The organism is Streptococcus sp. oral taxon 431, from assembly GCF_023115445.1.
GTDB lineage: Bacteria > Bacillota > Bacilli > Lactobacillales > Streptococcaceae > Streptococcus.
On record NZ_JALDUI010000021.1, the window covers coordinates 1 to 13,425 of the forward strand.

The 13,425-nt window shown below is 39.8% G+C and carries 13 protein-coding genes; 8 read left to right on the top strand and 5 right to left on the bottom strand.

Annotation, left to right across the window (positions count from 1 at the left end):
• Nucleotides 1-64: 64 nt before the first annotated feature.
• The 4 genes from M1R56_RS09255 to M1R56_RS09270 all read right to left on the bottom strand — a co-directional run bounded on the left by M1R56_RS09255 (nucleotide 65) and on the right by M1R56_RS09270 (nucleotide 7,081).
• Complete coding sequence (locus M1R56_RS09255; RefSeq protein ID WP_248035939.1) at nucleotides 65-3,163, bottom strand: hypothetical protein; 3,099 nt, start codon at nucleotides 3,161-3,163, stop codon at nucleotides 65-67.
• Nucleotides 3,164-3,465: 302 nt separating this feature from the next.
• Entirely contained in the window at nucleotides 3,466-4,089 is a 624-nt protein-coding gene (locus M1R56_RS09260) for a recombinase family protein (RefSeq protein WP_248035941.1), read from the bottom strand.
• A gap of 247 nt (nucleotides 4,090-4,336) precedes the next feature.
• The gene (locus tag M1R56_RS09265; RefSeq protein WP_248035943.1) at nucleotides 4,337-5,101 is read right to left on the bottom strand and encodes a hypothetical protein; all 765 of its coding nucleotides are present in this window, start codon (nucleotides 5,099-5,101) and stop codon (nucleotides 4,337-4,339) included.
• A gap of 87 nt (nucleotides 5,102-5,188) precedes the next feature.
• Nucleotides 5,189-7,081 (bottom strand): M13 family metallopeptidase, encoded by a 1,893-nt coding sequence (locus tag M1R56_RS09270; protein WP_248035945.1) that lies wholly within the window; start codon nucleotides 7,079-7,081, stop codon nucleotides 5,189-5,191.
• Nucleotides 7,082-7,258: 177 nt separating this feature from the next.
• Here M1R56_RS09270 and M1R56_RS09275 point away from each other — a divergent pair, with 177 nt between their 5' ends.
• From M1R56_RS09275 to M1R56_RS09310, 8 genes are all read left to right on the top strand, one after another.
• Nucleotides 7,259-7,981, top strand: coding sequence for a metal ABC transporter ATP-binding protein (locus tag M1R56_RS09275; RefSeq protein WP_248035947.1), 723 nt, complete (start codon nucleotides 7,259-7,261; stop codon nucleotides 7,979-7,981).
• Nucleotides 7,978-8,826, top strand: coding sequence for a metal ABC transporter permease (locus M1R56_RS09280; protein WP_248035949.1), 849 nt, complete (start codon nucleotides 7,978-7,980; stop codon nucleotides 8,824-8,826). The genes M1R56_RS09275 and M1R56_RS09280 overlap by 4 nt, the downstream gene beginning before the upstream one ends.
• A gap of 31 nt (nucleotides 8,827-8,857) precedes the next feature.
• Nucleotides 8,858-9,787, top strand: a complete 930-nt coding sequence (locus M1R56_RS09285) for a metal ABC transporter substrate-binding protein (RefSeq protein WP_070459788.1) — start codon at nucleotides 8,858-8,860, stop codon at nucleotides 9,785-9,787.
• 118 nt (nucleotides 9,788-9,905) lie between these two features.
• Nucleotides 9,906-10,400 carry a thiol peroxidase gene (gene tpx / locus M1R56_RS09290; protein ID WP_248035950.1) on the top strand — a complete coding sequence of 165 codons (495 nt, stop codon included), beginning with the start codon at nucleotides 9,906-9,908 and terminating at the stop codon, nucleotides 10,398-10,400.
• An 89-nt stretch (nucleotides 10,401-10,489) separates the two neighbouring features.
• Complete coding sequence (locus tag M1R56_RS09295; RefSeq protein WP_248035951.1) at nucleotides 10,490-11,140, top strand: metal-dependent transcriptional regulator; 651 nt, start codon at nucleotides 10,490-10,492, stop codon at nucleotides 11,138-11,140.
• 118 nt (nucleotides 11,141-11,258) lie between these two features.
• Nucleotides 11,259-11,969, top strand: coding sequence for a nicotinamide mononucleotide transporter (locus M1R56_RS09300; protein WP_248035952.1), 711 nt, complete (start codon nucleotides 11,259-11,261; stop codon nucleotides 11,967-11,969).
• 128 nt (nucleotides 11,970-12,097) lie between these two features.
• Nucleotides 12,098-12,499: a hypothetical protein gene (locus tag M1R56_RS09305; protein ID WP_248035953.1), complete on the top strand. Its 402-nt coding sequence runs from the start codon at nucleotides 12,098-12,100 to the stop codon at nucleotides 12,497-12,499.
• Nucleotides 12,500-12,529: 30 nt separating this feature from the next.
• Nucleotides 12,530-12,943, top strand: a complete 414-nt coding sequence (locus M1R56_RS09310) for a hypothetical protein (RefSeq protein WP_248035954.1) — start codon at nucleotides 12,530-12,532, stop codon at nucleotides 12,941-12,943.
• A 38-nt stretch (nucleotides 12,944-12,981) separates the two neighbouring features.
• Here the strand turns inward: M1R56_RS09310 and dtd are convergent, their stop codons facing one another.
• Nucleotides 12,982-13,425 (bottom strand): D-aminoacyl-tRNA deacylase, encoded by a 444-nt coding sequence (gene dtd / locus M1R56_RS09315; RefSeq protein ID WP_223339247.1) that lies wholly within the window; start codon nucleotides 13,423-13,425, stop codon nucleotides 12,982-12,984.

Consider the following 13,425-nt stretch of genomic DNA (forward strand, 5'->3'; position numbering starts at 1 on the left):
TAATGCTCGGTGTTTAAAATCTGTACTATATGCCATAGCTTTATTATAACATGTATTTTATAAACTAAGATACTATATTTGGTAAAGTTTTTCTTGTTTTCTCTCCACCTTCTCCCTTAGTTTTCAATGGTTTGGATTGTGGTTGTGTTCCATCTGCACCATTGCTGTTTTGCGTAGGGATTGTTGGGTTTTCACTACCTGCAACTGGCGTTTGGATACTACCGCCATTGTGATTTACTGACATATTTTTAAAAGTCATAGCATAGATACTAAAGTGATTGGTTTCGAAAGTTACCTTATCCGCATCTTGCTTGAAGTCTAATGCTTGCAAAGCGCCATCTGGAGAAACATAGTAGACATTTTCAACTGGCTTTTCTGCAGAAAGGCTCACTAGAACCATGCCATTTGGCTGGACAGCCTTACCATTGGCGTCGTATAGACGAATATCGTAGGCCTTGTAGTTTTTCGCCGTAAGTGAATTTGACTTAGTTTCTTCTACCTTGATGTAGCTGACGTTTTTGAGTGTTTCCTCTGAAGCACGTACTTGAACACTTCCAATTTCATTCGCAAGGATTCGGCTAGTGCTTGGAGTTACTGGTTTCTCTGGTTTAGCAGATTGTGGTTGATCTGGAACAGCTGGTGTAACTGGTTTTGGTGTCTCTGAAGGCTTAGGTGCCGGTTTTACTTCTGGTTTTGGTGTCTCTGAAGGTTTAGTTTCCGGTTTTACTTCTGGTTTTGAAGTATCAGAAGGTTTAGTTTCCGGCTTAACTTCTGGTTTTGAAGTATCTGAAGGCTTAGGTGCCGGTTTTACCTCTGGTTTTGAAGTATCAGAAGGTTTAGTTTCCGGCTTAACTTCTGGTTTCGGAGTCTCTGATGGTTTAGTTTCAGGTTTTACTTCTGGTTTTGAAGTATCTGAAGGTTTAGTTTCCGGCTTAACTTCTGGTTTCGGAGTCTCTGATGGTTTAGTTTCCGGCTTAACTTCTGGTTTCGGAGTCTCTGAAGGCTTAGTTTCCGGCTTAACTTCTGGTTTCGGTGTCTCAGAAGGTTTAGTTTCAGGTTTTACTTCTGGTTTCGGAGTCTCTGATGGTTTAGTTTCCGGTTTTACTTCTGGTTTTGGTGTTTCTGAAGGTTTAGTTTCCGGTTTTACTTCTGGTTTTGGTGTTTCTGAAGGTTTAGTTTCCGGTTTTACTTCTGGTTTCGGAGTCTCTGAAGGCTTGGCATCCGCGTTTACCTTCTTATACTTTAGATACATGTAATTGTCATCCAAAGTACCACCAAAATATGTATTCATTATCCGGTAGTCCACTTTATAACCAGGCATCCAGCTAGCATACGAAACTACCTCATAGCCCTCAATATCTTTATAAATATTGATGGTCTCTCCTGGGTTTAAAACTCCAATTTCTCGAGATATCCTCTCTCCCGTATCTGCATCGAAATAATCGATACGGTATTTGAGGGGCTCCTGCTTTTCTTCATCTTTTGGCGCTGGTTTTGGTGTTTCTGAAGGCTTGGCATCCGCCTTTACCTTCTTATAATCTAGAAACATGTAACGTTCAAACGTTTGACCACCAAAATATCTACTCATTATCCTGTAGTCCACATTATATCCAGGCATCCAGCTATCATTCGAAACTACCTCATAGCCATCGATATTTTTATGGATATTAACAGTTTCACCAGAATTTAATACTCCATATTCTCGAGATATCTCCTCTCCCGTTTCTGCATCGAAATATTCGATAAGATAGTTGATGGGCTCTTGTTTTTCGTCAGCTTTTGGCGTTGGTTCTGGTTTAACTTCTGGTTTTGGTGTCTCAGAAGGCTTCGTTTCCGGTTTTACTTCTGGTTTCGGAGTCTCTGAAGGCTTGGCATCCGCATTTACCTTCTTATATTCTAGAAACATATATCGATATCCAGACGAAGACCCAAAATATCTATCCATTAACCGGTAGTCCACATTATAACCAGACATCCAACGACGATTCGTAACTACCTCATAGCCATCAATATTTTTATGGATATTGATAGTTTCACCAGGGTTTAAAACTCCAATTTCTCGAGATAGCCTCTCTCCCGTATCTGCATCGAAATAATCGATACGATATTTGATGGGCTCTTGATTTTCGTCAGCTTTTGGTGCTGGTTTCTCCGTAGGTTGAGATGGTTTTTCATATCCAATATAGCCCGCTGGTCGATAATAAAAATAATTAACTGAAATATGATCACTTTCTACACCGTCAACAACACCAGGATAAAAGTTGAATTTCTCGTAAGGTACAGTTTCTCCAGGTTTATAAGAATTACCAGTAGTTGCTCCCCATCTTCCCTCTTCGTGTCTAACATCCGTTATCTCTTCCAAAATATAGCCATCTATATCACCCTTAGGTAAAGTAAAACTCTCACCTGGCTTAATAGTAACTGTTATATTTCGTTTTCCATCATCAATGGAATGAGCCTTGCGATGAAGTGGGAGTGTACCATCGGGCCAAAGTTTAGGAGTTCCAGTATAGCTAAAGCTAATATGAAGAGTCCGTTCGCTCCTATTAGGCTTCTCTAGCGGAAGTGTCTCATATTCAAGCTGACAATGTGCCACGATTGTATCGCCCTCTTTGGTAAGAATAAATCTCTCATCTTTCGATCTAGAAATATCATTCAGGTTATCATAACTAATATTCAGTATTTTGGGGTAAGCTCTTTGAAGCCTATAGCCTTCAAATGTTGGAGCTGCAATTGTTAAATCTTCACCAACGTTAACAGTTCCTGTCAACGTTTTAGTAGGTTCTACTTTCTCCCCAGTCCTTATATCATGAAAATCTAGTTCGATTACATATCGGATAGGAAGATGTTTTTCTTCTTTTAAGGTTGCATCTTCCCTTGGGGCATCAGATGGCTGAGTCTCGGCTGCGTTTGCTGTTGACTTAGCTTCAGGTTTCACTTCTTCAACCGGTTTAACCTCTGGTTTTTCTGAATCACTTGGTTTGCCATTTTCTACTGGTTTTGAAGCTGTATTTGGCTGTTCTGCCACATGTGTATCTGCCTGAGCTGTATTTGGCTGTTCTGCCACATGTGTGTCTGCTTGAGCTGTAAAAGCTGGCACTACACCCAACACCGCAACCGCAAAGGTTGCAATACCGAGTTTAACAAGTTTATTTGTTTTCATAATTTCCTCCTTAGGAATGTAGATTACTTTTGAAGGTGTGTAAATACTACAAAATCCTAATTTTTTTGATATTAGTGTTTCGAAGAAAACCTCAACCACTTGAGCGACAAGGGTTTTGGTGTATCACATAACGACCGTTAAACGATACACTTAAAAAACAAAAAAATACAAATCCAACACAGGCTCAAATCCTTGTTAAATTCGTATTTTCTGAAATATTCACATTGTTATTTTGAATGTTTCGCAAAACGGTCGTTAATCGAAACATATTTACGCCCTCATTGTAGCATTTTATCTTATTTTTAGCAAGAATTTTGCGAAACATTTTTACGATTGATAGCCACCTTGTTTCGTTCCAACACTTTATAGATGGTTGAGGTCGAAATTCGTTCTGTTTTTGCTATTGTTCTGATGCTTGATTCCCCTGCCAAATACAGCTCAATAATTCTCTCTTCCTTATCTCTTGACATTCGCTTGGCACCTAGTTTGACACCATTTTCCTTGGCTTTACGAAGTCCTTCACGGGTTCGAAATCGCAGATTTTCCAGTTCACTTTCTGCCACAAATCCCAAAATGACGCAAAGTAACCTACCGATGAGCGAGTCGGTTTCCAGTTTTTCATGCAAACTGACTAGCTGAATATCCGAAGCATTAAATCGTTCGATCAGTTCTAGCAATTTAAACATGGAGCGAGTCAGGCGATCTAACTTATAGATAGTGAAAATGACCTGCTTACCATCCTGCGAAAGGTCCGAAGCCAATTTTAAGGCTTTTTCGAGTTCTGGACGTGCATTGTTTGAACCAGATTCACGTTCGATAAAGAGCTGGTCGCAGTGCTTGAGAGCCTCCATTTGCACCTCCAAGCCTAGGTCTTGCTTGTGGGTAGAAACGCGAGCATAGCCTATATTGATGGTGGTCTGAAACATAAAAATCCTCCTGTTTTTGATACAGAAGGATATTTTACTATGGATTTCAGAATGAGAAAAGACCTCAATTTCATAATCTCTATGAACTACACACTAAATGATATGCTCCCCTTATAATGGACAGCGAAAAAATAAAATTCACTAGAAACTGTAGGGGAGCAGGTCATCATCCTTGTTTTTTTAGTTTCTATTTCTAGAGCAATCCTTGCTCGGTAGAATCAACATTGACTAGAAAAATAATTCAAAACTAATTAGCTGGATTCAATTCTTTCCAGTCAATGTTAGACAAATCAAGCTTTTCAGAAGAAATATCTAAAACTTGCTCTGCTTTTTCATTACCACCGATTTGAATAGTTGCTTCTTTAATCTTCTGCACTCCATTTTTATCAAACGAATATAGAGCCAGGTTCATTTCTGGACGAGTTGACTGCCAGTCTGCATAAGAGACTAGACCATTTTCGTAAATAACAAAGCCTGAGCGAAAACCACCTGCAGAAGCTACATAAGCTGTGTGAAGTAAGTTAGGCTTTTGATTTTCCAAATAATAAATGGCTGAAACAAATTTTTCATCGCCAATAAGTAACTCATCTTGCCCATCCTTATTCAAATCAAGAAGGGCATATTTAAAGTCTGGTGCATTTTGATAATCCATACGAGAGAAAATCAGGCTATATTCTTCTGAAGCAATCTTGTGTTGTTTATTTTCCTCGTATAAATCTTCTCTATTACCTTGTTTTAAAAGCTCTGTATAGTGATTATAACGTTCAATCACTTCTTTATATAAATCTGGTCCAGTTTCCTTCTTATTTTCAGCAGTCGATTGTGACGCATTGGTTGACGAGTCGCTTGTATTTTCAGTCTTTGCTTCTGTTGATGCACTAGTCTTATCGTCTTTGGAAACAGATGATAGTGTAGATGAAGGTTCTATATTTCTATTATTTTTATTGAGACCACAAGATGCCAAAACTGAAATCGAAAAAATAGCTGAAAACATCATTAAAAATTTCTTCATGTTAACCTCGATAGCATTGCATTTTCAGATGGATAAACTTCAAACATAAGTCATTAACGCTAAGTTATACTTGGTTGAGAAATCATTTTACCAAATAATCACACGGTCTTCTGGTGAGCGCCACATGCCGTCGCCTTCTTTGACATCATAGGTCGTAAAGAAGTCATCAAAGTTTGGCACTTGGACGTTGACACGGAGTTTAGCTGGAGCGTGTACGTCGACGCTAGCCATGAGTTTCATCAACTCTGGGCGACCTTTCATACGCCAGATACGTGCAAAGTTATGGAAGAACTCTTCAGCTGAGAAGTCTGGTTCTCTCTTAGCAGCTTCAAGAGCAGCAGCAATTCCTCCAAGGTCGGCAACATTTTCTGATACGGTTAGTTTTCCATTGATTTTTGCACCGTAAGATTCTTGACCATCAAACTGGTCGATAACCTTCTGTGTTTTTTCTTTAAAGGCTGCATAATCGCTCTCTGTCCACCAATCCTTGAGACTTCCATTTTCATCAAAGGAAGCTCCATTAGTATCAAAGGCGTGAGAGATTTCATGGGCGATAACTGCACCAATACCACCATAGTTGGCAGAAGATGACTGATGCAAGTCATAGAATGGTGCCTGTAAGATAGCAGCTGGGAAGACAATCAAGTTCTTTTGTGGATTGTAGTAGGCATTCACCATGTGAGCTGGCATTCCCCACTCCTTGTAGTCAACTGGCTGATTCCACTTGCTCCAGCTGTGCTTAATTTCCACACGCGCAAATGCTAGGGCATTCTCAAAGAGGCTAGCAGATTCATCCATTACCTTGTCCTTATAGCGAGCTGGCAGTTCTTCTGGATAACCGATATAAGGCTTGATGACATTGAGTTTGACGATGGCTTTTTCTCGAGTTTCAGGAGTCAGCCAGTCATTTTTAGCCAAACGTTCCTTATAAACGTCAATCATGGTCGCCACTTTTTTCTCTACGTCTGCCTTGGCTTCTGGAGAGAATTTTTCGTGGGCATACCAAAGGCCGAGGGCTTGTTTGAATGGTCCTTGAGCTAAATGGTAAGCTGCCTTACGTTTGTCTTGAGCCTCTGGAACTCCTGAAAGAGCTCGTCCGTAGGCACCTGACAAGATACGAATCTCATCTGTCAGATAACTTGTTGAAAGATTAACCACACTCAAGATCAAGCTTGCCTTGAGCAAAGGCCAAGCTTCTTCACTATAAAATTGCTCTGCTGCTTGCCAGAAACGTTCTTCATCTACGATAACCTTGTCTGGAGTTTGCCCAATCACTGCTTGGAAAAAGTCATCCAATGGAAGGGCAGGCGCAAACTTTTTGAAATCTTCGTAAGCGTATGGATGGTAAAGTTTGGCATATTCTGAACTTTCTTCGTTAGAGAGGACCACAGCTGCGATACGGCGGTCCAATTCCAATCGTTTCTCTAGCAAGTCTTCGATTTCTTCATCTGAGAAGTTATAGGCTTTGAGGAGATTAGAAGTACTTTCTTTCCAAAGGTTCAATAATTCCTCACGCTGAGGATGGTCTTCCGCATAGTAGGTTGTATCAGGCAAAATAGTTCCTGGTGCACTAGCCCAGAGAACATTGGTTCTAGCATCCATAAAATCTGGTGATACTCCAAATGGAAGGAGGTTTGGTTTACCAGCTAATTCAAATGCTGCTAGTTTACTTGCGAAATCCGCAAAACTTTCCAAATCTTGATATTCCTTCAGTAAAGGGAGGACTGGCTCGATTCCATCAGCTTCTCGCTTATCGAAATCTCTGACCATAGCATGGTACTTGACAAAGTTTGCTAGAATAGGATCTTCAGGTACATCTTCTCCAGCCAACCACTTATCAGTCGTCGTTAGCATCAACTCTTCAATTTCTTCGTCAAGGTCGATAAAACCACCTGTTCGAGATTTATCGGCTGGAATAACAGCAGTCTTTTCCCACTCACCATTTATAGCATCATAAAAATCATCTTGATAACGTGTCATCTTGTTCTCGCTTTCATTTTTCACTTATTCCTAGCTTAGCAAAAATCCCTGGGGAATGCAATTAAAAATACCGTCTTCTTCTGATTGTTTTCTAGTTAATATTTTAAATATTTACAAAATTAACTTGACTTAATTTTTATTTTAATGTATATTAAAAGATAGGAGGAATATAACTGTATGATACGTATCGAAAACCTCAGTGTCTCCTACAAAGAAACGTTGGCACTAAAGGATATTTCACTAGTGCTCCAAGGACCAACGATTACCGGAATCATCGGTCCAAACGGCGCTGGGAAATCAACATTATTAAAAGGTATGCTGGGAATTATCCCACATCAAGGTCAGGCATTTCTCGATGACAAGGAAGTTAAAAAATCCTTACATCGAGTTGCCTATGTCGAGCAAAAAATTCATATTGACTACAACTTTCCCATCAAGGTCAAGGAATGCGTCTCGTTAGGACTATTTCCCTCTATTCCTCTCTTTCGAAGTTTAAATGCTAAACATTGGAAGAAAGTGCAAGAGGCCCTTGAAATCGTCGACCTAGCTGACTACGCTGAACGTCAAATCAGTCAACTGTCTGGAGGTCAGTTCCAGCGGGTCTTGATTGCCAGATGTTTGGTGCAGGAAGCCGACTATATCCTCTTAGATGAACCCTTTGTTGGGATTGACTCAGTCAGTGAGGAAATCATCATGAATACGCTGAGAGATCTGAAAAAAGCTGGGAAGACGGTTCTCATCGTCCACCACGACCTCAGCAAGGTTCCCAACTACTTCGATCAAGTCTTGCTTGTCAATCGAGAAGTGATTGCTTTTGGTCCGACCAAAGAAACCTTTACCCAAGCCAATCTCAAACAAGCTTACGGTAATCGACTCTTTTTCAATGGAGGTGACCTATGATTGCAGAATTTATCGATGGATTGCAAAAATTCCATTTCTTACAAAATGCCTTGATAACAGCTATTGTCGTCGGGGTCGTAGCTGGAGCTGTAGGATGTTTCATCATTCTACGTGGGATGTCACTCATGGGAGATGCCATTTCACATGCTGTCTTACCAGGTGTAGCCCTCTCCTTCATCTTGGGCATTGACTTCTTTATCGGAGCCATTGTCTTTGGACTGCTAGCTGCTATCATCATTACCTACATCAAGGGAAACTCGATTGTCAAAAGCGATACCGCCATCGGCATTACCTTTTCTTCTTTCTTAGCCCTCGGTATCATCTTGATTAGTGTCGCTAAAAGTTCAACTGACCTTTTCCATATCCTTTTTGGTAATATTCTTGCTGTTCAAGATACAGATATGTTTATTACTATGGGTGTAGGGGCAGCCATTCTCTTGTTAATCTGGATTTTCTTCAAGCAACTCTTGATAACGTCCTTTGATGAACTCTTGGCTAAAGCCATGGGAATGCCTGTCAATTTCTATCACTACTTACTCATGGTACTCCTAACTCTCGTGTCTGTGACAGCCATGCAAAGTGTCGGAACTATCCTGATTGTAGCCATGCTGATTACCCCAGCTGCAACTGCTTATCTGTATGCTAATAGCCTGAAAAGTATGATTTTCCTTTCCTCAACCTTTGGAGCTACAGCTTCAGTTTTGGGACTCTTTATCGGCTATAGCTTTAACGTTGCGGCAGGTTCTAGTATCGTGCTTACAGCTGCTAGTTTCTTTCTCATTAGCTTCTTTATCGCTCCAAAACAACGATATTTGAAACTGAAAAATAAACATTTGTTAAAATAAGGGGCAAAGCCCCAATAAATTGGAGGATCTAATGAAAAAATTAGGTACATTACTCGTTCTCTTTCTTTCCGTCATTGCTCTTGTAGCATGTGCTAGTGGAAAAAAAGATGCAGCTTCTGGTCAAAAACTAAAAGTTGTTGCCACAAACTCAATCATCGCTGATATTACTAAAAATATTGCTGGTGACAAGATTGATCTTCACAGTATCGTTCCTGTTGGTCAAGACCCACACGAATACGAACCACTACCTGAAGACGTCAAGAAAACTTCTCAAGCTGATTTGATTTTCTATAACGGTATCAACCTTGAAACAGGTGGAAATGCTTGGTTTACAAAATTGGTAGAAAATGCCAAGAAAACTGAAAACAAAGACTACTTTGCAGTCAGCGAAGGCGTTGATGTTATCTACCTTGAAGGTCAAAACGAAAAAGGCAAAGAAGACCCACACGCTTGGCTCAACCTTGAAAATGGGATCATCTTTGCTAAAAACATCGCAAAACAATTGAGCGCTAAAGACCCTAGCAACAAAGAATTTTACGAAAAAAATCTCAAAGAATATACTGATAAGCTAGACAAACTTGACAAGGAAGCTAAAGCTAAATTCGACAATATTCCTGCTGAGAAAAAACTCATCGTAACCAGTGAAGGATGCTTCAAATACTTCTCTAAAGCCTACGGTGTCCCAAGTGCCTATATTTGGGAAATCAATACTGAAGAAGAAGGAACTCCTGACCAAATCAAGACCTTGGTTGAAAAACTTCGCCAAATGAAAGTCCCATCACTATTTGTTGAGTCCAGTGTCGATGATCGTCCAATGAAGACTGTTTCAAAAGACACAAACATCCCAATCTATGCTCAAATCTTTACGGACTCAATCGCTGAAGAAGGTAAAGAAGGCGATAGCTATTACAACATGATGAAATACAACCTTGACAAGATTGCTGAAGGTTTAGCTAAATAATCATTTTAAAAACGTCAGTCAGCATGAATTGGCGTTTTTTTGATTCAAAATCCGGTCAAATTATTGGAAAACTCTGAACATTTAATGTAGAATGAAAGAAAAAAGATTGGAGTAGCTTATGACTACATTCCTTGGAAACCCTGTTACTTTTACGGGAAAACAACTACAAGTAGGAGACAAAGCTCTTGACTTTTCTCTAACAACAACTGACCTTTCTAAAAAATCTCTGGCTGATTTTGATGGAAAGAAAAAAGTCTTGAGTGTCGTTCCTTCTATCGATACAGGTATCTGCTCAACTCAAACACGACGTTTTAATGAAGAACTTGCTGGACTGGACAACACAGTCGTCTTGACTGTTTCTATGGACCTTCCTTTTGCTCAAAAACGTTGGTGCGGTGCTGAAGGTATTGAAAATGCCATCATGCTCTCAGACTATTTCGACCATTCCTTTGGACGTGATTACGCCCTCTTAATCAATGAATGGCACTTACTTGCTCGCGCGGTCTTTGTTCTCGATACTGACAATATTATCCGTTATGTTGAGTATGTTGATAATATCAATTCCAAACCAAACTTTGAAGCAGCTATTGAAGCAGCAAAGTCACTTGACTAAAAGAAAGCCCACCTGTAACAAGACAGAAAGCTAGAGAAATCTAGCTTTTTTTGGTATACTAGATAGAGATAATAAACAAGGAAATGCGAATGACACCAAATAAAGAAGATTACTTAAAATGTATTTATGAGATTGGCATGGAAGTTCCTAAGATTACCAATAAGGAAATCGCTGCTCGGATGCAGGTATCACCTCCTGCGGTAACTGAGATGATTAAGCGCATGCAATCCGAAAATCTTATATTAAAAAATAAAGAAAATGGCTATATACTAACGGATATTGGCTTAAAGCTGGTCTCTGAGCTTTATCGTAAGCATCGACTGATAGAGGTCTTTCTAGTTCACCATCTAGACTATACTAGCAATCAGATTCACGATGAGGCTGAAGTATTAGAGCATACAGTTTCTGACCTTTTTGTGGAGCGACTGGAAAGTATGTTAGGCTTTCCAAAGACCTGTCCCCATGGTGGAACCATTCCTGCCAAGGGTGAGCTTCTAGTTGAGGTTAATAACCTACCACTCTCTGATATCAAGGAAGCGGGAACCTATCTTTTGACAAGAGTTCATGATAGCTTTGAACTTCTTCAATATTTGGAAAAACACGCCATCCATATTGGAGAACAACTCCAAGTCAAGCAGTTCGATGGCTTCTCTAATACCTTTACTCTAATTCACAACAATGAAGAACTTCAAGTCATCCTCGAAATCGCCAAACAACTCTATGTTGAAAAAATGAACTAATTTCTCAAGTCCCCTACCAACCCTGAAAGCTTGATTTTCAGGGTTTTATTTCTAGCATTTGATGTTACTCTCATTTTGTTGTAGAATGTTTGTAAAAAAAAGAAAGATATTTTAACCTATGAAAAAATCACTAAAAATTTTTGCAACATCCAAATGGTTTGACCTCTTTGGGGTTGCTCTGGTCGTTGGAATTGCGATCGCATCTGGTTACCTCAACTCCCGTCTCGATAAATTCGTAGACTGGGGCCCATGGACTGCCCTTGTGCCCTTTGGATTGATTTCCGTAACCAACGTTGGGATTTCCATGTTGTCCACTCGTTTCACGGGGAAATTAAGCAAATGGGGAAATTACTTTGGCATAGTCAATACGATTTTGTCTGGTACCATTGACTATATCCTTGGAAATAAGGCGGCCATTATCACCTATCCTGTCACCTTCCTCATTTATACCTTTGCTATTAAGAAATGGGAAGCTTCGCAAGAAGGCAGACCCAACCAAATGAGCCAAAAACAGATAAAATTAGCTGCCATCATCATTTCAATCATCGCCTTCCTCTTTGCATTTATGACCAACTATATCGGCTATGGAGGAAAGATGAATCTCCTTGCCTACGTAACAACTATTTCCTTTGCACTCTCCCTCATTGCCAATGCTTTGAATGCATTGAAACTGACAACTCAGTGGGGATTTTGGTTGATTTACAATTTCGTTCAGCTGACAAAGGCTGGCATTCAAGGAAACTTTGCCAATATCGGAAAATACATCTTTTATATCCTCAATGCAATCGGAGCTTTATTTGTCTGGAATGATGAAGAAGTGGAAAAATAGAAGGAAACTCAAATAAAGAAAGCAAGCCGACTTAATAGAATCTCCTTACTAAAATTTTTTATCATTTTACTTGTAACTCCCATTCTTTTGGAGTAGAATGAAGCTAGATAAAAGAGGGAGGTCATCTTATGAAAAATCTCTTTAGAATCCATTTTACAGCCATCGTAGTCAGCGATTTGCTACTGTTAGTAACTTTCAGACCCCGATACGAACTTTCTTTGGAGAGAGGCCTGATTTTTTGCTTCATTTTCATCCTTGCTCAAGGACTACTGCTATTTCGCTTGGTCAATCGACTCAAAAAACATTTCTCTGAGATTTATCCGCAGATGAACAAAAAAATTCGCCTTTACTACTTAGAGATTCTCTTCGCTGACCTACTATTATTTGTCTTTTTAGCCATCACTGGCCCTCAACATTTTTACTCTCTTACTCCAGTCTTTACTTCCTGTCATTCTACTTTTTATTATATAACGGCTAGCCACCTAAGAGAAAACTATCCAGACTTTTATGACAAACATATCTCTTTGTGAGAGTGTCTCTAAGGAAAAAAAGGTTTTATCATGAAAAAAATCATCTACATCAAAACCATTCAACTCCTCATCATCGATGGAATCATGCTGGCATTTTTGACATTTAAAGAGGGGCTCACTTGGGATTGGATTTTGATTTACAGTGGTTGGCTTATCTTCTTTCACCCTGTGCTGTTTACCTATCTTTCCAACCAACTTTGTGACCACTTTAGTCAACTCTATTCCCAGATTAGACCGAGATTCTGGCGTTTTGCCTTACAAATCCTCCTCTGGGATAACCTGATAATTCTCTCCCTGCTGTTTTTAAGTGGTATCCCACTTTTCCTTCAGGGAAGTCTCCTCATCCTAGGATATCTCATCCCTTCCTATCGCACCTGCCAAAGCCTGAAAAGAGACTTCCCCCAAGCCTATCAAGCACCCATTTCATTTTGGAATATTTTGTGATAGATGAGAAAAACCAAGCTGACTGGGCTTGGTTTTTCTTATCTATTTTTGGTGTCAAGGATGATGGTTACTGGGCCATCATTGACCAGTTCCACCTGCATATCTGCTCCAAAGACTCCTGTCTCAACAGGAACTTCCTTGGCTAGTTCTTGGTTAAATTCTTGATAGAAAGCTTCCGCCATATCCGGTTTAGCAGCGCCTGTAAAGGCTGGACGATTTCCCTTTTTGGTATCTGCAAACAAAGTAAACTGAGAGATGGAGAGGATTTGGCCTTGGATATCCTTAACCGATAAGTTCATCTTGCCTTCAGCATCTGAGAAAATTCGCATATTGACAAGCTTTCTGACTGCATAATCCAAATCTTCTTTTTGATCCTCAGGTCCAACACCTACTAAGAGTAAGAGCCCCTGCTGGATTTTCCCATATACTTGACCCTCAATAGAAACTTGAGCTTTCTTGACACGCTGAACGATAATTTTCAT